This is a genomic window from Microbacterium testaceum StLB037, from assembly GCF_008763945.1.
In the GTDB taxonomy this organism is placed as follows: domain Bacteria; phylum Actinomycetota; class Actinomycetes; order Actinomycetales; family Microbacteriaceae; genus Microbacterium; species Microbacterium testaceum_G.
The window spans coordinates 576,011-597,327 of sequence record NZ_VTQH01000001.1; the positions used below are offsets into that span (position 1 = coordinate 576,011).

Sequence of the window (21,317 nt, forward strand, 5' to 3'; positions counted from 1 at the left end):
TCACGAGGGGTCGATGACGGGGAGCAAGCGCTCCGCGATGGCTCGCCAACCAAACCGCTCCGCCGCGACCTCTCTGGCGGCCCGACGCCGATCGAGGTAGCGCGTGTCCCCCGCCACTGTCTCGACCGCCTTGGCGAGTTCGGCCACGCTCGCCGCCGGCGAGAGGACGACGCCCCCGGCCTCGGTCCTCACGATCTCGGGGATGCCGCCTCGGGCGACGGTGACCACCGGCGTCCCGACGATCATCGCGTCCAAGAGAACCATGCCGAAAGGTTCGTCCCACTGACAGGGATAGAGGAAAACGTCGGCCTGCGCCAATTCCTCGGTCATGACGTCGGGCGGGACGAACCCGTGGACGTTCACCGCACTGCCGGGGTGGGCTGCCGAGACCTCCGCGGCGAGTGCGCGGAGTGCGCGGGTGTAAGCCGACTCCCCCACCGCTGCACCGGGCGCTTTCCCTCCATAGATATCGAGCACCACCGCGCGGCGTCGAGCGAGCTCGGAAACCGTCTGCACCGCTTGGAGTGCCCCCTTCTCCGGGATCAGACGACCGGCGAAGGCGATCCGGAGGAGATTCCCGACTTCGTGCCACAGGGGAACGGCGTCAGGCACCGTCGCCCCGTTCGGAACGACAACGGTCGCGGTGATTCCGAGATGTGCGCGCGCCTGAGCAGCCAAGTGCTCGCTGCAGAAGACCCACGCATCGACGGCCGACAAGAGCTCTTCCGTGGAGCCTCGCGGCCACCTCCGGCCGCGGATCCGACCGACCGCACCGATCGGGTCGTTGTGCATATGCAGGACGATCCGACCACGGTACCCGGCGCGCCGGAGCGCCAGCGCGTACCCCGGCTCGTTGTGCAGATGCACCGCACGGGACCGACAGACCAGGGGTGCCAGCCACCAAGCCCAGATGCGGCCCCCCATCGTCGCCACGCGGACGATGCCGTCCGGGTTCCGGCGCACGAGTGCCGCCGCCCCTCGGGCGGCGATTCGGACGAGCGCGTCGATAAGGTCGAAAAGCCGCAGGCGCACCCGCGGAACCCTTCCATGAAAGCGCATGTGTCCTCGGGGGCAGAAGACCCCGACTTCGAGTCCCTCGGGCATGACCGAATAAGCGTTGCGCACCCAGGAAGCGACGGCGCCGCCCGTCCCATCGAACCGCTCGTCGGCGGGCAGGACGACCGCGACGTCGAGCTGAGGAGCCCGGACACCCCTGCGACGAACGGCCTGCACCATCTCACCGACGGTTCGGTCGGGGCAGAGCACGAGGGACACGACGAAGGCCCCGATGCCCGCAGCGACCTGAGCCGAGAGACGGACGGCCGTCGGAAGCGACTCCGCAGACCAGCCGACGACCATCACGGCCACCGCCGGCGGAATGGCGAGCAGGATCGGCGTCGACGTCGCCCGAAGGTAGGCGCGTACCGGTGTGGCAACGACGTGGTTGAGGCATACATAGCCCAGCCCGTAACTGACCACGGCCATGACCACCAACGACCATGCGGCACCGTCGACGCCCCAGAAAAGCGTCATCAGCAGAATCAGCGGCACATTCACGACGGTGCGGCCCATGTTCAGGTACACACCGAGGCGAAGCTTGTCGGTGCCCGCCAGAAGGGAGCCGACGGGGTAGCCGAGTGAACGGATGGCTCCGGCGATGGCGAGGACGCCCAGCACGGGTCCGAAAGCCGCCCACTTCTCGCCGTAGACGACCGTCATGACGTCGCGGGCGGTCAAGCTCACGCAGACCAACGCGGGGATATTGAGTACCCCAACGAGCGTCAGTAGCTTGAGGTATGCCTCTCTCACACGTGTTCGATCGTCTTGAATGATCGCGAAATAGGGGAACAGGACGCGCGTCAGGATCGGGCTCACGCGCCCCGCCAAACTCACCCCCAGGGTGAAAGCGAGGTTGAAACCGCCGAGTGCGGCCGTGCTCACGAATCGGCCCGTCGCGATCGTGGCGAGTGTGTTGCCGACGTAATTCAACACGCCGTCGGTCGACTGCCAGACGCCATAACGCAGGAAGCGGCGCAGTTCGGAGAACCGGAAGTGCAGGCGGATTCGCGCCACCCGTCTGCCCGCGAGGACGAAGACGGCCGTCCGTGCTGCGGATGCAAGGACGAGAGCGGCAGCCGCGCTCATCCCACCCCACCCCGCAAGGGCGAGCAGAAGAGCGGAGGTCAGGGAGACAACGGCGAAAGCCACGTCGGCCAGACCGAGCGGCCGGAAATCGAGGCGCTTCTCCAGCACAGCGCGATGCGCTTGTCCCGCCGCGGTGAAGACGAACGCCAGCGCACTCACCACGACCAGGGGTGCTGCAGACGGCGCGCCGAACAGCGACGCGATCGGCGCGGACACGGCCCACACGATGATCAGCCCGACGAGGGCGAGCGACAGGTTCGCCCAATGCACGCTCGCGAGTTCACGCGAGGTGACCCGACGACGCTGGATGAGCGCCGCGGTGAGTCCGAGACCCACGAAGACCTCGAGAAATGAGGAGAAGATCAGGACCGTCGAGACCAGTCCCATCTGTTCGATGTCGAGAATCCGCGCGAGGAGCAACATCATGACGAGTTGCGCGACAGAGGTGGACAGGACCGATATCGCCGTCCAGCTCGTGGCGGTCGTGGCGCGCGCAGCTGTCACTCGAGACCTCCGGGTGCGAGAGAGAGAAAGGGTCGACAGCGATCGCGACGTCGCTTCACGACGTTCTCAGTGAAACAGTGGTGTCCCGCGTCTCTCGGGCCGCCTGTTACGTTCCCACCCGTGCATGCACGAAAGATCACCAACGCTGTTCGCAAACGCCTCCGCATCGCGAGCTGGCGCGTCACGGCCTCGGCCCGCCGTCGGCCTGTGACCGGTGAGGCGCCGGCTGTCGTGAGCCTCACCTCTTTCGGCCATCGCATCTCGACGGTGTTCGCGACCATCGAGTCCATCGGAGCGGGCTCAGTGCGCCCGCAGAGGCTGATTCTCTGGCTGTCGAACGGCGACCTGCAGGAGGGTGTTCCTCGCGAACTCCGCGCGCTATGTCGACGCGGCCTCGAGATCCGTGGATGCGAAGACTTCGGCGCGCACAAGAAGTATTACCCGTACGCGACCTCGCTCCCCGTCCACGAGTTGCCCTTGGTCACCGCCGATGACGACGTCTTGTACCCGCGCCGCTGGCTCGAGATCCTGCTCGAACGTCACAGGGAGTACCCCGACAGCACGATCGGCTACCGAGGCGAGGTCATGCGATTCTGCGACGACGGCACAGTCGCCCCCTACCGTACTTGGCACCTGAGCACGACAGCCGCCCCCGACCTCCGCCTTGTTCTGAACGGCGTCGGCGGCGTCCTCTATCCGTCCGCCGTCATCGAGGAAGCGCGCGCCTACGGCACACGGTTCTTAGAGGAGTGCCCCCGCGGGGACGACCTCTGGCTGCATCGCGCGACACTGCGAACCGGGCTGTTCCCTCGTCAGGTCTTCGACGCGCCCGTCCACCACCCGGCAGTTCCGGGCTCGCAACGATCTGCTCTCATGGCGACCAACGTCCCCTCGGGCAACGACGAGCAGATCCGTCTGACCTACCGCGACGCCGACCTCGACCGGATGCGCGAACCTGGGACCACGTAGGGTTCGTGTCCCGCCTCGCCGCCCGAGACGGCTACCAGGGTTGCGAACAGGCTGAACCACGTGAGCCACCCGAGTGAATCGATCGCGTCGATGCGCAGAGGGGTCTCTGCGATGCTGCACCCCAGGAGAACGAGGATCGCGAAGAACGCGGTCCGCCGCCCGCGGCCCCGGAAACGGAAAGATCCGAACAGTGCCGTTCCGATGATCGTGAGAAAGGCGGCAAGAGAGATGAGACCCGAGGTCGTCATCGTGCTCACCAGTTCGTTGTGACCGTGGTAGGTCGGGGATCCATGGTCGAACAGGGCGAAGTGGCCACCGATCCCGTAATAGCCCAAGCCCTGACCGAAAAGCAGGGACTCCGTCGAGGTTCCCCACGTTGCGCGGGAGATCATCCAGATCGAGCCCCGTTGGGTGAAGGCCTGCGGGTCGTTGGTCGTGAGCGGCACCCACATCCCCAGTGCGAGCAGCGCGCCCGCACCCAGAAGGCCGATGATGCCCGACAAGAGGCGATCGCGAACGCACGCCATCACCAGAGCGATCACGAGGGCACCCGCGATACCGACGAGCGTGCTTCGACTGCCCGTCAGTACGAGGAAGAACCCCATGAGCCCGAATGCCGCCAGGCGTGTCCCCACTCTGCGGAAGAGGAAGACGAACGGCATCGTCACGCCAAGAGCCATCCCGAGGACGTTGCTCTGTCCGAACGGGCCGGCCAGCAGCTGGGTACCGATGATCGCCTTTTCCTGGAGGACGATGTCCGCGGCCGGCATCCACGCCTTGCCGGAAGGCAGGAGGGCGAGCGAGATGGCGACGATCACCATGCCGGCGATCCCCAGGAGACGGAGGTCTTCCAGCTGCGGCTGAATGGACCAGATCGTGAGCGCCAGGAGGAGGGCGATCCTCGACCCGGACCGCACCTCACCGCCCGAGGCGGCCAAGTTCGCGAACGCGATCGAGGCGAAGAAGAAGCCCATCGCCACGAGTGGCCACAGTGGCCGGACTCGGATCGGGTCCCGAAGAAGATTCCAGAGGACGATGCTCAAACAGCCGAAGACGCAGGCGGGCAGCCCGATGCTCTGCACCTGCGCTCCGAGAGCGGTTTCGGCAATCCGTCCTGTCGACATCCGGTCGGCCGGAAGGCGCTCGGCGACGATCAGGCTGACGAGCGGGCCCGCCGCGCACCACCAGGCGCCAAGCAGGAGGACGACAGCGAGCTGTATGCGGCGCGTTCGAGCGAAGGTACCGTCCGAGGGTGACACGCCGGCGTTGGCGCCCGTTTCCCTGCGCCCGTATCGCCGAAACCCCGCAGTGGCGGTATGCGCTGGAGCCGTCATGCGTGCTGCCGCGCGTCCGCGAGGAGGTCCCGGAAGAGCAGGCCCGTCGTCTCGGGCCGGTGAGAGCGGAGGACCGCAGTACCGACTCGCGACAGCTCATGGCACAGCGCGTCGTCCCGCAGAAGCATGGAGATGCGCCTGCGCATCGTCGAGGCGTCGTCGGCAATCGTCAGGGCTGGTCGAAGGGTCGACAAGCCGCGCGCGCCGACGGTCGTCGTGACGACGGGAAGTCCGTGGGCGATCGGCGGGCCGATCTTCATGTTGACACCGCTCCCGGAGAAGATCGGGTTGACGAAGATCCGGGCCCGCTCGTAGACCGTCGCGGGGTCATCGACCTCCCCGAGGAACACGACGCCCGGCGTCTGCTCGAGGTGCCCCCGCAGCAGGGGACTCGCCCGTCGTCCCGCCACGACGAGGCGCGTCGACGAATCGCCCCCGTGCAGCGCGGCGAACACTTCGTCGACGAACCAGCGGAGGCCCTGCTCGGTGTGAGACGAGTCCAGAGCGCCCACGAAGCCGATTGAGCGATCCGGCAGGGGAAGGTCGCGTGCGTGAGGCGCGACGGTGTCGAAGGTCGGGGGAATGACCGACACCGGAACGCCGACCCGCGCGTACGCTTCTCCGTCTGCGGGCGAGATGACAGCGGCCGCGATGACTCCCCTCCACAAGCTCCGTTCACGCAGTGCTCGATCGATCCGGCGGCTCTCGCCGCGCAGATACAGCCGCTTCGCACCGGTCGCATGCTCGGCAAGGGACTGGTAATAGGCCGCTTCGTCGTTGTGACTGCGCAGAAGGATGGGAACGTCCCCCACCGCGGAAGCGAACCGCTGCGCGGCGGGCAGCGTCCATTCATGGCTCGCCAGGACGGCATCCACTCGACCCTGCGCCGCACGGATGACCTCGGTGACGACGCCGGACGAAACGGATCGCGAACTCAGCTGGAAGGGGTGCAGGGGATCACGCAAGGTGGACGCAACGAACCCCCGACGCGGAACGAATGTCGCGGATGCCACGAGTTCGGACGTCCTCTCCTGGTCCTCCGCCGGGACCGCTTCGCGGTGGAACGCCACGAGATGTACGACGATGCCGGCCGCGGAGAGGGCTCTCAACTCCCCGAGGAGTTCCAGCCGGCCCCCGCTCGTGACAGGGTGGACGGCGTCGTCGGAGACGAAAACGATCTGGGGCACCTGTTCCTCCGGACTCGCGCGCTCAGGCGTGCGCGCACCGCTCAGGCTTTCACCGGACGCGAAGGTTCTCCGCGGACGGGACCACGATTTCGCCCGTCAGCACGAGGAGTTCATCCTCGCGGATGCCCCGATCCGCACCGCGCTCGTTCTGCGGGAGCTGCGCGGCTGACGTCGCCGGCGCAATCGCATCGCGCGCTCGCCGGGGCATCCGCCCGAGCGAGCGCGCGACGTCAATTCGTCCGCGGGTGAGGCCTTCGGGATGGCGTTCCCACCCTCGTGTCGTGCTCCGTCAGTTGCAGGTGATCGTCTGGCCCGCGATCTCGTAAGTGCCGGGTCCGAGCTCGGCGCACTGCCCGAGCGCGGCGGTGGCTCCGCCAACGACGACCACCATGACGACGATCGACAGGATCAGGAAGACGGCGCCGACGATGATGGCCGCGACGGCGGGCCCGTTGCGAACACCGGCCTTCCGACTCTTCACGAGGGCGACGATCCCGAGGATCAGGCCGATGAGATTCGCCGGGAACGCGACGACGAGAGCGATGATGCCGAGCGTGCGCCCGGGGATGCTGGTAGTGGTCGCCGGCGGGACGGCCTGCGGGTAGGTGGTCTCGGACATGAAATCCCCTTTCCTGGGAGTTATCGGGGAACACATATTGATCGGCTGAACGCCCTCCCGCAGTGAGGCCCCCCTTGCTGGCGGGTGAAGCCCGGCCTGCTTACCCTGACCGGTATGGAGATTCTGCGGAACGTCGTCATCCTGATCCACCTCGTCGGCTTCGCCGTCCTCTTCGGGGCCTGGGTCGTCGAGGCCGTCGGACGCCGCGTACGCGTCACCGCGTTGATGAACTACGCGCTCGTCATCTCCCTCGTGACCGGACTCGCGCTCTCGGCGCCGTGGGGCCTCGACCACGACCTCAACTACGCCAAGATCGGCATCAAGCTCGTCGTGCTGCTGATCATCGGCGCACTGCTGGGCATCGGTTCGGCTCGACAGAAGCGCAACGGGTCGCTGTCCCCGGCGATCTTCTGGCCCATCGGCATCCTGACCCTGCTGAACGCCGGCCTCGCGGTGGTCTGGCGCTGACGGCGGGTGCCGGCGGCGTGGAACGACGACGTTCGGCGCGCACTCAGCGCACGCATAGACTGGAGGGTCTAGAACGCCCCTCACTCGGGGACGTTCCCGGTGCTCCTTCGCGCACCCGCTCACACACACCCCCGTGATCGCGGCGCGCCACCGCTGCGCCCCATCCCGGACGCGATTGATCGACCTTCTCGTCAGGCAGTCATGACCACCTCATCCCCCTCCACCCGATCCGCCGCGGCTCCCGCGAACCCCCGTTCGCGCGTCATCACCGCGAGCCTCATCGGCACCACGATCGAGTTCTACGACTTCTACGCGTACGCCACGGCCGCGGTCCTCGTCTTCCCCGTCCTCTTCTTCCCGACCGGCAACGAGACCACCTCGCTCCTGCTGTCGTTCAGCGTCTTCGGCGCGGCGATGGTCGCGCGCCCCCTCGGGGCGATCGTCTTCGGCCACTTCGGCGACCGTTTCGGTCGCAAGGCCACCCTCGTGGCATCCCTTCTCACGATGGGTGTCGCGACCTTCCTCATCGGGTGCCTCCCGACCTTCAACGAGATCGGCGTCTGGGCCGCGGTGTTGCTGCTGATCATGCGCCTCGCGCAGGGCTTCGCCCTCGGCGGCGAGTGGTCGGGCGCGGCGCTGGTCGCCACCGAGAACGCCCCGAAGGGCAAGCGCGCCCTGTTCGGCACGTTCCCGCAGCTGGGCGCCCCGATCGGCTTCATCATCGCCAACACGGTGTTCCTCGTGATCAACTTCGCGCTGCCGCACCCCGACGGTACGGCCCAGCGCTCCGCGGAGTTCCTGACCTGGGGCTGGCGCGTGCCGTTCCTGTTCTCGGCGATCATGGTTATCGTCGGCCTCTACGTGCGCCTGAAGCTCGTCGAGAGCGAGTCGTTCGCGAAGGCCGAGAAGAGCGGCGCGATCCGCAAGTTCCCGCTCGGCGAGGTCATCCGCCGCAACTGGAAGCAGCTGATCCTCGGCACGTTCATCATGCTGGCGACCTACGTGCTCTTCTACCTCATGACGAGCTTCACGCTGTCGTACGGAACCAAGCCCACCGCGGAGGTCGCGGCCGCCGCGGCAGAGAAGGCCGGAACCGCGTTCGACGCCGCCACGTACGTGCCCGGTCTCGGCTTCGGCTACACCGACTTCGTGATCATGCAGATCATCGGCGTGGTTTTCTTCGGCGTGTTCACGATGCTCTCGGGCCCGGTGGCCGACGCGATCGGCCGCAAGCGTCTGTTGATCGGCGTGACCATCGCGATCATCGTGTTCGGTCTGCTGTTCTCGGTGTTCCTGCTGCCCGCGGCCGACCCGAAGTTCACAGGAGCCCTCGTGCAGGCGTTCCTGGTGTTCGGATTCCTCCTCATGGGTGCGACCTTCGGTCCCATGGGCGCGGTGCTGCCGGAGTTGTTCCCGACCAACACGCGCTACACCGGCTCGGCCATCTCGTACAACGTCTCGTCGATCCTGGGCGCCGCCCTCGCGCCCATCGTCGCGGTCGCGCTGTGGGCCGCCGGCGACGGCAGCCCCTGGCTCGTCGGCGTCTACCTCTCGGTGATGGGTGTGCTGACCCTCATCGCCCTGGTGCTCTCGCCCGAGACGAAGGACGTCGACTACGACGACAACATCGCCGCCGGAGCGACCGCGCCGTAACGCGTTCGGTTCTGAGACACCGGATGCCACGGGGCCTGCGCCTCGTGGCATCCGGTGTTTCCGGGGCCGGGGTCGGCGGCGGCGCGGCCTGGGGCCGGGCTCCGGTGGTTTCGCGGCGGGGGACGGGCGCGGCGGCCTCGGAACGACCTGGGGCACCGATTTCTCCGGAGTTTCGCACGCCGTCGAACGGACCGGCCGGCGGTGTCGGTGGTGCGGGGTACGGTCGAAGCACCCCATTCTTCTCCCGAGGTGAGCATGTCGTTTCCCGCTCCCGCGCGCGGTCGGCGCGGCCGCCGCGTGCCCGAGGGCCCGCGCGCGTCGTTCCGTCAGCTGGTTCCGTTCCTCCTCGAGCACAGGCGCACGCTCGCGGTCGTGGCGGTGCTCAGCATCCTCGGTGCCGCCGCCACCCTCGCTCAGCCGCTGCTGGTCGGCGAGGTCATCTCGCGCGTGCAGAACGCCGTTCCCCTCGGCGCTCTGGTGTGGCTCCTGGTCGCGTTCGTCGTGTTGTCGTCGGTCATCTCGGGTTTCCAGCACTATCTGCTGCAGCGCACCGGTACCGCCGTCGTCTTCTCGAGCCGGCGGCGGCTCATCTCGCGCATCCTGCGCCTGCCCATCAGCGAGTTCGACGCACGCCGGACGGGCGACCTCGTCTCGCGCGTGGGCACCGACACGACGCTGCTGTACGCGGTGCTCACGCAGGGATTCGCGGATGCCGTGGGCAACGCCCTCATCCTCGTCGGCGCGGTCATCGCGATGGCGTTCATCGACCCGCTGCTGCTCGTGCTCATCGTGGTGGTCGTGGGCGCCTCGCTCGCGGTGGTCGTGCTGCTGAGCACGCGCATCCGCTCGGCATCCGCGGTCCAACAGGCCAAGGTCGGCGAGCTGTCGTCGGGCGTCGAGCGGGCGGTGGGCTCGATCCGCACCATCCGCGCATCGGGCGCCACCGATCGTGAGATCGCCGCCGTGACCGAGAACGCCACCGCCGCCTACGCCGCGGGAGTGCGCATCGCGCGCGTCTCGGCGCTCATCGTGCCGATCGCGTTCGTGGCGCTGCAGGTGTCGCTGCTCGTCGTGCTCGGCGTCGGCGGGTACCGCGTGGCATCCGGGGCCATCGATGTCGCGTCCCTCGTCACGTTCGTGATCTTCCTGTTCCTGCTCGTCCAGCCCCTCGCCTCGGCCATCGGGGCCATCACCTCGGTGAACCAGGCGTTGGGAGCGCTCGGGCGCATCCAGGAGGTGCTCGACCTGCCCCTCGAGGACCAGGACGACCGGCCGTCGACGGCGATCACGACCACCGACGCCCCGGCGATCGAGTTCCGCGAGGTGCGCTTCCGCTACCCCGACCACGTCGTTCGGGCGCGCGAGGCCGCGGCGCAAGAAGCGCGTTCGGTGCTCGCCCAGGTGCACCTGGGCGCCGGAGACGCAGAACCCCCGCACGACCACGAGGTGCTGCGCGGGGTGTCGTTCACCGTTCCGCGCGGAGCGCGCGTGGCCCTCGTCGGCCCGTCGGGTGCGGGCAAGAGCACCATCCTCTCGCTCGTCGAACGGTTCTATGACCCCACGAGCGGCACCATCCTCATCGACGGGACCGACGCGCGCGACCTCGCCCGCGACGACCTGCGCGCGCGGTTCGGTTACGTCGAACAGGACGCCCCGACCCTGGCCGGCACGATCGCCGACAACCTCCGACTCGCCTCCCCCGATGCCACCGACGACGCCTGCGAGCGGGTGCTGCGCGCCGTGAACCTCGGCGACGTGCTCGAGCGCAATGCCCTCGGGGTCGACGCCCCCGCGGGCGAGGACGGCGTCATGCTGTCGGGCGGCGAGCGTCAGCGCCTGGCGATCGCGCGGGCGTTGCTGGCCGCTCCCCCGGTGCTGCTGCTCGATGAGTCGACCTCATCGCTCGACGGGGTCAACGAGCAACGCATGCGCGAAGCCATCGACGCCGTGGCGACCGACCGCACGCTGCTGGTCATCGCACACCGTTTGTCGACCGTCGTCGACAGCGACATGATCGTCGTGCTCGAGGACGGCCGAGTGGTGGGGCAGGGCACGCACAGCGAGCTCGTGGCATCCACCCCGCTCTACCGCGACCTCGCCAAGCACCAGCTGCTGGTCTGAACAACCTCGCACGGACGCACCGACGCCCCTCCCGCGCGCCAAGAACGGGAGGGGCGTCGATTCGAGGGTCCGCCGGCCGCGCCGAACGGCGCGGGGGCGAACCGGTCTCAGGACCGCTGCAGGCGGTAGCGCAGCGCGGCGAGCTCGGCACGCAGCGCGGCCGGCAGGTGCGAGCCGAAGGTGTCGTAGAACTCCTCGGTCAGGTCGGCCTCGGCGAGCCACGACGCGCGGTCGATCGAGAACAGTTCCTCGAGGTCGGCGGCGGGCAGGTCGAGACCCGTCAGCTCGAGGTCCTCGATCTTCGGGAGACGGCCGATGGGGCTGTCGACGGCGTCGACCTGTCCGTCCACGCGGCGAATGATCCAGTCGATCACGCGGGCGTTGTCGCCGAATCCGGGCCACAAGAACCGGCCGTCGTCGCCCTTGCGGAACCAGTTGACCTGGAAGATGCGGGGCGCACGGTCGAAGCGCAGCTTCTGGCCGACCTTCAACCAGTGTCCGAAGTAGTCGCCCATGTTGTAGCCGCAGAAGGGCAGCATCGCGAAGGGGTCTCGACGGAGCTCGCCGACGGTGCCCTCCTGCGCCGCGGTCTTCTCGCTCGACACGGTCGAGCCGATGAACACACCGTGCGACCAGTCGGTGGCCTCGACGACCAGCGGGACGTTGGTCGCGCGGCGGCCGCCGAACAGGATCGCGTCGAGGGGCACGCCCTCGGGTGCCTCCCAGTCCTCGGCGATCTGCGGGCACTGCGCGGCACCCACCGTGAACCGCGAGTTGGGGTGCGCGGCCGGGCGGCCCGCCGTGGGCGTCCAGGGCTTGCCCTCCCAGTCGATGAGGTGCGGGGGCGCCTCGTCGGTCAGGCCCTCCCACCACACGTCGCCGTCGGGGCGGAGCGCGACGTTGGTGAAGATCGTGTTGCCCCACAGGGTCTCGATCGCCGTGACGTTGGTCGACTCGCCGGTGCCGGGGGCGACGCCGAAGAAGCCCGCCTCGGGGTTGATGGCCCACAGGCGGCCGTCCTCGCCGGGGCGGATCCACGTGATGTCGTCGCCGAGGGTCTCGACGCGCCAGCCGGGGATCGTCGGACGCAGCATGGCGAGGTTGGTCTTGCCGCAGGCCGAGGGGAACGCGGCGGCCACGTGGTACGCCTTGCCCTTCGGGTCGATGACGCGGATGAGGAGCATGTGCTCGGCGAGCCAGCCCTCGTCGCGGCCGATGACCGAGGCGATGCGCAGCGCGAAGCACTTCTTCGCGAGGATCGCGTTGCCGCCGTAGCCCGAGCCGAACGACCACACCTCGAGGGTGTCGGGGAAGTGGACGATGTACTTCTCGTCGTTGCAGGGCCATGCGACGTCTTCCTGGCCCGGCGCGAGGGGCGCACCGACCGAGTGGACGGTCTTGACCCACGGGGCCCCGTTCGCGATCTGCTGGGTGACCGCGGTGCCGACGCGCGTCATGACGCCGATGGATGCCACGGCGTAGGCGCTGTCGGTGATCTGCACGCCGATGTGGCTGAGGGGCCCGCCCACCGCGCCCATCGAGAAAGGCACGACGTACATCGTGCGACCGCGCATCGAGCCCTCGAAGACGCCATTCAGCGTCTCGCGGATCTCGGCGGGGGCGATCCAGTTGTTCGTGGGGCCGGCGTCCTCTTCGCGGTTCGACGCGATGAAGGTGCGCGACTCGAGGCGTGCGACGTCGCCGGGGTGCGAGCGGGCGAGGTACGAGCCGGGGCGCCACTCGGGGTTGAGCTTGATGAGCTTGCCCTCGTCGACCATCTCGTGCAGCAGGGTGTCGTTCTCGGCAGCCGAGCCGTCGACCCAGTGGATGCGGTCGGGCTGGGTGAGGGCGGCGACCTGATCGACCCACGCGATGAGCGCGGCGAGACCGGGGCCCTCGACGGCGGGGCGGTCGCCGTGACCGGCGCGCTGCACGCGGCCGGAGCGGGCCGTGGTGGGCGCTGCGTTGCGCGGAGTGGAGCTGAAGATGTCGGCGAGTGCCATGTCGTTCTCCTCGCTTGAGAGCGAAATCGGTGGTCTTCCCCCATGGTGCGCCGAGCGACAGGGTTCTTTCGGACAAATGCGCCGTTAAAAACCCTCAATCTTTCGATATGGTCAAGGAATGGCATCGTCGTTCGAACTCACGACCCTCGGGCACCGCATCCGTCACCATCGACTCGCCCGCGGCTACACCCTGGACGAGCTCGGTGCGATGGTCGGGGTCGCCGGCAGCCAGCTCAGCCTCATCGAGAACGGCAAACGCGAGCCGAAACTCTCCCTTCTGCAAGAGATCGCCCGCGCCACCGAGACCGAGGTCACCGAGCTGCTCTCGCGCGAACCGCCGAACCGGCGCGCCGCTCTCGAGATCGAGCTCGAGCGGGCCCAGACCAGTCCGTTCTTCCGTCAGCTCGGCATCCCTCCCGTCAAAGTCACCAAGGGAACCAGCGACGACACGATCGAGGCCCTGCTGGGACTCCACCGCGAATTGCAGCGTCGCGAGCGCGAGACGATCGCGAGCCCGGAGGAGGCGCGCCGGGCCAATACCGAGCTGCGCCTGCGCATGCGCGAGAAGTCGAACCACCTGCCCGAGATCGAGAAGCTGGCCGAGAAGCAGCTCAAGGCAGCGGGCCACTCCATCGGGGCGCTCACGCACCGCACCGTGAGCATCATGGCCGAGCAGCTGGGCTTCGAGCTGATCTACGTCAGCGACCTGCCCCACTCGGCTCGCTCGGTCACCGACCTCGAGAACGGCCGCATCTACCTGCCCCCGGCGTCGATCCCCGGCGGACACGGCCTGCGCTCGATGGCGCTGCAGGCCATGGCGCACCGCCTGCTCGGGCACCGCCCGCCCACCGACTACGCCGACTTCCTGCAGCAGCGTCTCGAGATCAACTACTACGCCGCGTGCTGCCTCATGCCCGAGACGAGTTCGGTCGCCTTCCTCACGCAGGCGAAGAAGGACCGCAACCTCGCCGTCGAGGACTTCCGCGACGCCTTCGGCGTGACGCACGAGGCCGCCGCGATGCGCATGAGCAATCTGATGACGGCTCATCTCGGCATCCGTCTGCACTTCATGCGGGTGGACGGCGACGGCGCCATCTCGCGCGTCTACGAGAACGACGACCTCCCCCTGCCGACCGACGTCACCGGCTCGGTGGAGGGGCAGATCGTCTGCAAGAAGTTCTCGGCGCGCTCGGCCTTCGACGAGCACAACCGCACCACCGAGCACTACCAGTACACCGACACCCCGGCCGGCACCTACTGGTGCTCGACCCAGACGGGGAGCACGTCCAACGGCGACTTCTCCATCACCGTCGGCGTGCCCTTCGACGACGCGCGGTGGTTCCGGGGCCGCGAGACCACGAAGCGTGGAATCTCGCACTGCCCCGACGATTCGTGCTGCCGCCGGCCCGACGCCGAGGCGGCGGAACGCTGGGCGGGCAAGGCCTGGCCGAGCGCCCGCGTGCACCAGTACATGTTCTCGCCGCTTCCACGGGGCATGTTCCCGGGCGTCGACGACGCCGAGGTCTTCGCCTTCCTCGACCGTCACGCCGACGGCTGACGCCGGTCCACAGGGGATGTCGGCACCCCTGCCCACGTCGACACGATGCAGGGTTTTCGGTCGCCGAGCGCTTCCCCGGGGGTCGGATCGGCGACCGGGACCGTGATCTCCTGCGTTGTGTCGCGGAACGGTGAGCGCCGCGGATGGCGCGAACCGGGCACGCCGAGCAACGCGGGGCTGTGACATCCGCCCGCTTTCGCCGACATGACGCAGGACTTCGGCTCGACCGGGACTCTCAACGGGTCGGACGGGCCACCGGCGAACCGGATCTCCTGCGCTGTGTCGCGGGGTCGGCGACGCAACGACGGATGCCACGACCCCGGGCCCTCGTGGGGCGCCGGGGTCGTGGCATCCGGTGTCTGGTCCTGCCCGATCAGGCGTAGGGGTTGGCCGTCAGCGTGTACTTGGTCTGCAGGTACTCGTGGATGCCCTCGTCGCCGCCCTCGCGGCCGAGGCCGGACTGCTTCCACCCACCGAAGGGGGCCGCGGCGTTGGAGACGACGCCGACGTTGAGGCCCATCATCCCGGTCTCGAGCTTGTCGATCATGCGCTGACCGCGCGCGAGCGACTCGGTGAACACGTACGAGACGAGGCCGTACTCGGTGTCGTTCGCGAGGCGGACGGCGTCGTCTTCGTCGTCGAAGGGGATGATCGCGAGCACGGGTCCGAAGATCTCCTCGCGGAGGATGTCGCTGCCCGGCTGGACGCCCGCCACGACCGTGGGCTCGAAGAACGTGCCGGGGCCGTCGATGGGCGATCCGCCCGTGGTCACGGTCGCGCCGCGCTCGACGGCATCCCCCACGAGGGTCTTCGCCTTGTCGACCGCGCGGTCGTCGATGAGGGGTCCGATCTGCACGCCCTCCTCGGTGCCGCGGCCGATCTTCATGCCCTGCACGCGCTCGGTGACCCGTCGGGTGAACTCCTCGACGACGCTGCGCTGCACGATGAAGCGGTTAGCGGCGGTGCAGGCCTGGCCGATGTTGCGGAACTTCGCGAGTATCGCGCCCTCGACCGCCTTGTCGAGGTCGGCGTCGTCGAACACCACGAAGGGGGCGTTGCCGCCCAGCTCCATCGAGGTGCGCAGCACGCCGGGCGCGGCCTGCTGCAGGAGTTTTACGCCGACCGGGGTCGAGCCCGTGAACGAGAGCTTGCGCAGGCGCGGGTCGGAGATGATGCGCTCCGACACCGGGCCGGTGTTCGTGGTGGTGACGACGTTGACGACACCGGCGGGCAGGCCCGCGTCCTGCAGGATCTGCGCGAAGAACAGCGTGGTGAGCGGCGTGAGCGTCGCGGGCTTGATGACGACCGTGCAGCCGGCGGCGAGCGCGGGCGCGATCTTGCGGGTGGCCATCGCGAGGGGGAAGTTCCACGGGGTGATCAGGTAGCACGGGCCCACGGGGTGCTGCGAGACGATCATGCGACCGGTGCCCTCGGGGTTGGCGCCGTAACGGCCCTGGGTGTGCGCGGTGACCTCGCTGAACCAGCGGAGGAACTCCCCGCCGTAGCCGACCTCTCCGCGGGCCTCGGCGAGGGGCTTGCCCATCTCGAGCGTCATGAGCAGCGCGATGTCTTCCTTGCGCTCCTGCAGCAGGTCGAACGCGCGGCGGAGGATCTCAGCCCGCTCGCGCGACGGGGTGGCCGCCCACGACGGGAACGCGTCGGCCGCGGCATCCATCGCCGCGATGCCGTCGTCGACGCTCGCGTCGGCGATCTCGTGGATGACCTCGCCCGTGGAGGGGTCGTTGACCGCGACGGTCTTGCCGCCGGCGGCGGCGCGCCACTCCCCGTTGATCAGCAGGCCGGTCGGTACGGATGCCAGCAGCTCGCTCTCGCGCGAATCGGTCATGAATCCTCCTGGATCGATGCGGGGGTGTCCCGCCCATTCTTCTCAGCACGCGGGCGCGTGCCGATATACGTGATGTACAACGGGGCCGGTGTGGTCGCCGCGGTGGCCGGTGGGGCGCGTCCAGCGCTCACCCCGCCTGATAAACGCTCGCTGCACCGGGAAACACCCTCGGCGCGCGTTTGTCAGTGCCGCGAGCGTTTATCGGCGGGAGAGGGGGCGGATGCCGCGCGTCACCGGATCAGCGGACCGTCGCCGCCTCCGCCATCACCCCGGCGAAGAAGCGCTCGAGGCCGGCCGGGTCGGTCAGCGGCAACACCTGGGCGACGTACTGGTCGGGGCGCACGACCACGACGGCTCCCCCGACGCCGATCTCGCGCTCGGCGAAGATGTCGGCACTCGTCCACGCCGAGGGGGCGGCGGCGAAGACCTTCTCGAGGTCGGTGAGGCCGAGGGGCCCCGAGCGCGGACGGAAGAGCGCGGGCACGTCGACCACGTCCTCCCAGCGACCGGGGTACACCGCCTTCACGTCGAACACCGCATCGAGGTCGGCGCCCTCGGGGGTGAAACGCTCGACGATGGCCCGCGCGGCCTCGGCCCATTCCCGGAGCGCCGAGCCGTCGGCATCCGCGAAGGCATACACACGCCAGCGGCCGTCGGCTCTCGCGTGGTGACCGAGGTGCACGGAGTTGCCGTCGCACACCCGCACGACCTCGACGCTCTTGAAGCGCTTGCCGACGGGGAATCCGGATGCCAGCTCCTGGGCCGCATCCGCCGCGACGATCTGCGACGGGGCGTAGTGCGTGCCGAAACCGGACGGGAACTCCGCGGTGGCGAGGTAGTAGGTCGCGAGCTCGTCGGGGTCGGTGATCTCGTCGGGCTTGCGGGCCATGAGCGACGACCACTCGCGGTCGAAGTCGATGAGCTGCTGGGCGACCGGGCGCCGCTCGGCGTCGTAGGTGCGCAGCAGCGCCTCGGGAGCCAGCCCCGTGAGCACGTGCCCGAGCTTCCAGCCGAGGTTGAAGCCGTCCTGCATCGAGACGTTCATGCCCTGCCCGGCCTTCGCGCTGTGGGTGTGGCACGCGTCGCCGGTGAGGAAGACCCGGGGGTTCTCGAGATCGTCGACGAACTGATCGGTCACCCGGTGGCCCACCTCGTAGACGCTGTGCCAGGCGACCTGCTTCACGTCGATCGAGTAGGGGTGGAGGATCTCGTTCGCCCGGCGGATCACCTCGTCGATCGGGGTCTGCCTTACCCGGTGATCGTCGTCGGCCGCGACCTCGCCGAGGTCGATGTACATGCGGCTGAGGTAGCCGCCCTCGCGCGGGATGTGCAGGATGTTGCCCGCCGCCGCGTTGATCGCGCACTTGATGCGCCAGTCGGGGAAGTCGGTCTCGACCAGGACGTCCATCACGCCCCAGGCGTGGCGGGCCGCGGCCCCGACGTGGGTGCGGCCGATCGCCTGGCGCACGCCGCTGCGAGCGCCGTCGCACCCGGCGACGTATCCGGCTCGGATGGTGCGCTCCCCCTCGTCGGTGCGGACCCGCACCTCGACGTGGTCGTCGCGCACCTCCAGTCCGAGGAACTCGACGCCGTAGTCGGGGGTGATGCGCGCGGGCCCGTGCGCCGCCGCCTCGGCGAAGTAGTCGAGCACGCGCGCCTGGTTGACGATGAGGTGCGGGAACTCGCTGATCTTGAAGCCGTAGTCCTCGGTGCGGGTCGTGCGCACGATCCGGTCGGGGTTCTCGGGGTCGGGTGCCCAGAAGTTCATCCAGCCGATGTTGTACGCCTCGGCGGTGATGCGGTCGGCGAAGCCGAAAGCCTGGAACGTCTCGACGCTGCGGGGCTGGATGCCGTCGGCCTGACCGAGGGCGAGGCGCCCGTCCCGCTTCTCGATGAGGCGCGTGGTGAGCTGCGAGAACTGCGACATCTGCGCGGCGAGCAGCATGCCGGCGGGTCCGGAGCCCACGATGAGCACGTCGACCTCGTCGGGGAGGCGATCGGGCCGGTCGATCCCCGTGCCCGCGGCGTTCTGCACGCGCGGGTCGCCCGAGACGTAGCCGTGGTGGTGGAACTGCATCGTTTCTCCTGACGTCGATGTCGGGTTGCGGCCTCGGCGGGCGCATTCTATATTCGAACACACCGTTCTGCTATCGAACGAAAGGCTAACCGACCGATGCCCCCACGGCAAGACGCTCCGCCCGCCTCGCAGACGCTCAGTCGTGGCATCCGCCTCCTCGAAGTGCTCGCTGACGCCCGCGCTCCCCTGACGATCGACGACCTCGCCGCTCGCGTCGAGTTGCACCGCTCGGTCGCCTATCGCCTGCTGCGCACGCTCGAAGACCACGGTCTGGTGACGCGGGATGCCGCGGGCGCGGTGCGCTTGGGAACGGGACTGGCCGCTCTGGCCGCGGGCGTCGCCGCCGACCTGCAGGCCGAGGCCCTGCCCGAACTCACCGCGGCCGCGAACGACCTCGGTATGACGTGCTTCCTCGTCGTTCTCGATCACGACGAGTGCGTGACCCTCGCGAGCGTCGAGCCCCGCCACACGGTGACCGCCGTGGCGCAGCGGCCGGGGTCACGGCATCCGGTCACCCGGGGTGCTCCCGGCCGCGCGATCCTCGCGCAGCTCCCGCCGCGCCGGTGGCCCGACGAGGTCGATGCCCGACTCGCAGCGGAGGTGGCGGAGGCCGCCGAGCGCGGGTGGGCGACCAGCCACGACGAGGTGATCCCGACGCTGCGCGCGGTGGCGGTGCCCCTGCAGGTGCAGGGCCGCGAGCCCGCCGCGGTCGCCGCCGTGCACGTGGCCACCGACCTCGACGACGCCGCGATCGCCGCACGGCTCGAGGCCGCGGCATGCGCGATCCGGGGGGCGCTGTAGGGCGGATCCGCGCCCGGCGCACCGCCCGGGACCCGCGCCAGGTCCTCCGCCCACGCCCGAAACTGGCCGAGACCGCATCTCGCTGACGACTCCGCGTCAGCCTGCACCCGACGTGTCAGCGAGATGCCGTCTCGCGCCCCGAGAAGTCGACCCGGCGGGCAGCACCCCTATACTCGATCCCGTCAGGCGCACGAAGCCGTGCGTCGCTGCTCGAAAAAAGGGCACGTAGCGGGGTTCCCGCGAGACACATACGGCATCCCTCCGTCCTGTCTCGAAAGGCTTTCCTCGTCATGCCCACCGTCTCCGCGCACGTCGCGCACACCCTCGCCCGCCACATCGACACCGTCTTCGGCGTCATGGGCAACGGCAACGCCTACTTCCTCGACGCCCTCGGGCGCGAGACCCCGTCAGGCTTCGTCGCCGTCCGGCACGAGGCCGCGGGAGTCGTCGCCGCCGACGCGCACTACCGCGCGTGCGGGCGCCTCGCCGCCGCCACCGCCACCTACGGCGCGGGCTTCACCAACACCCTCACGGCGCTCGCCGAGGCCGTCCAGGCGCGCACGCCCCTCGTGCTCATCGTCGGCGACGAGCCCACCTCGGGCCCCCGCCCCTGGGGCGTCGACCAGATCGCCCTCGCCGCCGCCGTCGGCGCGCGCACCTATACCGTCGGCCACCGCGACGCCGCCGCGACGATCGTCATCGCCGTCGAGCACGCCCTCACTTACCGCCTGCCCGTCGTCCTCGGCATCCCATACGACGTCGCCACCCGCGAGGCCGGTTCGATCCCGGATGCCGAGGCCCCCGGGGCCGCGCCCGAGGTCACGCCGGAGCACCCCCCTCTCGGCGCCTTCGCCGACGCCGTCATCGACCAGATCGCCGACGCGCTGGCCTCGGCCGAGCGCCCGCTGCTGCTGGGCGGACGCGGCGCGTGGCTGGCCGGCGCGGGGGCGGCCCTCGACGACCTCGCCGCGACCGCCGGAGCGCTGACCACCACCAGCGCCCTGGGCCGCGGCCTGTTCTCGGACCTCGCGCGCGATCTCGGCGTCGCGGGAGGGTTCGGTGCACCCGGCGCAATGGAGCTCGTCCGCGAGGCCGACGTCGCCGTCGTGTTCGGGGCGGGCCTGAACCAGTTCACGATGCGCTTCGGGGAGCTCTTCGCCCCCGGCACGCGCGTCTTCCAGGTCGATCTCGCGCCGACCGCGACGCACCCGAGCATCGGCGGATACGTGCGGGGGGATGCCGCGGACGTCGCCACCGAGATCACGCGACGCCTGCGTCGACGCGGCGTGGCCGGGTCGACCTGGGGTCGGGGCCTCGACCTCGTCGCCGCCCGCCGCCAGCCCGAGGGCCAGGGGCTCGGCCCGGACGGGCGCCTGGACCCGCGCACGGCCGCCGCCCGCATCGCGGAACTCCTGCCCGACGACCGCGTGGTCGTGTCCGACGGCGGGCACTTCCTCGGCTGGTCGAACATGTACTGGCCGGTGGCCTCGCCCGACCGCATGATCATGGTCGGAACGGCGTACCAGTCGATCGGCCTCGGCTTCCCGAGCGTTCCCGGGGCCGCGGTGGCCCGCCCCGACTCGACGATCGTGCTCACCACCGGCGACGGCGGCGGACTCATGGCCCTCGCCGACCTCGAGACGGCGGTCCGGGTCGCGGGTGGCCGCGGCATCGCGGTGGTCTGGAACGACGCGCAGTACGGCGCCGAAGTGCTCAACTACGGCCTCAAGGGCCTGCACCCCGACCCCATGCTGATCCCCCAGGTCGACTTCGCCGCGGTCGCGCGCGGGTTCGGCGCCGAGGGCGTGGTGGTCGAGTCGGTCGACGACCTCGAGGCGCTGGCATCCTGGGTCGCACGTGCGCCTGCCGAGCGGCGATTCCTGCTGCTCGACCTCCGCGTCAGTGCGGCGGTCGTGGCGCCGTACTGGGAGGAGATCGCGGCGCGCTGACCGCGGCGGCCGGTGCCGCGCTCCGGGGATTTCTCCGGGACCCCGGGGTTTCCGCCGCCGGAGCCGCCCACAGCACCGCTGTC

14 protein-coding genes are annotated in these 21,317 nt (G+C 69.5%); 7 read left to right on the forward strand and 7 right to left on the reverse strand.

Annotated features, from left to right (window positions below):
- Complete coding sequence (locus F9B98_RS02695; RefSeq protein WP_191966641.1) at positions 1-2,649, reverse strand: MOP flippase family protein; 2,649 nt, start codon at positions 2,647-2,649, stop codon at positions 1-3.
- A gap of 231 nt (positions 2,650-2,880) precedes the next feature.
- Here F9B98_RS02695 and F9B98_RS02700 point away from each other — a divergent pair, with 231 nt between their 5' ends.
- Positions 2,881-3,618, forward strand: a complete 738-nt coding sequence (locus F9B98_RS02700; RefSeq protein WP_150952503.1) for a hypothetical protein — start codon at positions 2,881-2,883, stop codon at positions 3,616-3,618.
- On the opposite strand, the gene F9B98_RS02705 is transcribed toward F9B98_RS02700, so the two are convergent.
- The 3 genes from F9B98_RS02705 to F9B98_RS02715 form a co-directional block, all read right to left on the reverse strand.
- Positions 3,570-4,952, reverse strand: a complete 1,383-nt coding sequence (locus F9B98_RS02705) for an O-antigen ligase family protein (protein ID WP_150952506.1) — start codon at positions 4,950-4,952, stop codon at positions 3,570-3,572. The genes F9B98_RS02700 and F9B98_RS02705 overlap by 49 nt on opposite strands.
- The gene (locus F9B98_RS02710) at positions 4,949-6,139 is read right to left on the reverse strand and encodes a glycosyltransferase (RefSeq protein WP_191966642.1); all 1,191 of its coding nucleotides are present in this window, start codon (positions 6,137-6,139) and stop codon (positions 4,949-4,951) included. The genes F9B98_RS02705 and F9B98_RS02710 overlap by 4 nt, the downstream gene beginning before the upstream one ends.
- Before the next feature lie 289 nt (positions 6,140-6,428).
- A complete protein-coding gene (locus F9B98_RS02715) occupies positions 6,429-6,758 on the reverse strand; it encodes a DUF4190 domain-containing protein (protein WP_150952511.1) in 330 nt (109 codons plus the stop codon).
- Positions 6,759-6,872: 114 nt separating this feature from the next.
- Between F9B98_RS02715 and F9B98_RS02720 the strand changes: the two genes are divergently transcribed.
- The 3 genes from F9B98_RS02720 to F9B98_RS02730 all read left to right on the forward strand — a co-directional run bounded on the left by F9B98_RS02720 (position 6,873) and on the right by F9B98_RS02730 (position 11,000).
- On the forward strand, positions 6,873-7,226 hold the full coding sequence (locus F9B98_RS02720) for a Fe-S protein (protein WP_150952514.1): 354 nt from the start codon (positions 6,873-6,875) through the stop codon (positions 7,224-7,226).
- 201 nt (positions 7,227-7,427) lie between these two features.
- Entirely contained in the window at positions 7,428-8,879 is a 1,452-nt protein-coding gene (locus tag F9B98_RS02725) for an MFS transporter (protein WP_150952516.1), read from the forward strand.
- A 255-nt stretch (positions 8,880-9,134) separates the two neighbouring features.
- Positions 9,135-11,000, forward strand: a complete 1,866-nt coding sequence (locus F9B98_RS02730; protein WP_150952519.1) for an ABC transporter ATP-binding protein — start codon at positions 9,135-9,137, stop codon at positions 10,998-11,000.
- 107 nt (positions 11,001-11,107) lie between these two features.
- Here F9B98_RS02730 and F9B98_RS02735 read toward each other — a convergent pair whose 3' ends face one another.
- A complete protein-coding gene (locus F9B98_RS02735) occupies positions 11,108-13,003 on the reverse strand; it encodes a phosphoenolpyruvate carboxykinase (GTP) (RefSeq protein ID WP_150952522.1) in 1,896 nt (631 codons plus the stop codon).
- A 118-nt stretch (positions 13,004-13,121) separates the two neighbouring features.
- On the opposite strand from F9B98_RS02735, the gene F9B98_RS02740 reads away from it, so the two are divergent.
- Positions 13,122-14,561, forward strand: coding sequence for an XRE family transcriptional regulator (locus tag F9B98_RS02740; RefSeq protein WP_150952525.1), 1,440 nt, complete (start codon positions 13,122-13,124; stop codon positions 14,559-14,561).
- 373 nt (positions 14,562-14,934) lie between these two features.
- Here F9B98_RS02740 and F9B98_RS02745 read toward each other — a convergent pair whose 3' ends face one another.
- On the reverse strand, positions 14,935-16,407 hold the full coding sequence (locus F9B98_RS02745) for an NAD-dependent succinate-semialdehyde dehydrogenase (RefSeq protein ID WP_150952528.1): 1,473 nt from the start codon (positions 16,405-16,407) through the stop codon (positions 14,935-14,937).
- A gap of 238 nt (positions 16,408-16,645) precedes the next feature.
- Positions 16,646-18,484: an FAD-dependent monooxygenase gene (locus F9B98_RS02750; protein ID WP_150952531.1), complete on the reverse strand. Its 1,839-nt coding sequence runs from the start codon at positions 18,482-18,484 to the stop codon at positions 16,646-16,648.
- Positions 18,485-18,580: 96 nt separating this feature from the next.
- On the opposite strand from F9B98_RS02750, the gene F9B98_RS02755 reads away from it, so the two are divergent.
- Complete coding sequence (locus tag F9B98_RS02755) at positions 18,581-19,285, forward strand: IclR family transcriptional regulator (RefSeq protein ID WP_150952534.1); 705 nt, start codon at positions 18,581-18,583, stop codon at positions 19,283-19,285.
- A 290-nt stretch (positions 19,286-19,575) separates the two neighbouring features.
- Positions 19,576-21,234, forward strand: coding sequence for a thiamine pyrophosphate-binding protein (locus tag F9B98_RS02760; RefSeq protein ID WP_150952536.1), 1,659 nt, complete (start codon positions 19,576-19,578; stop codon positions 21,232-21,234).
- Positions 21,235-21,317: the final 83 nt, after the last annotated feature.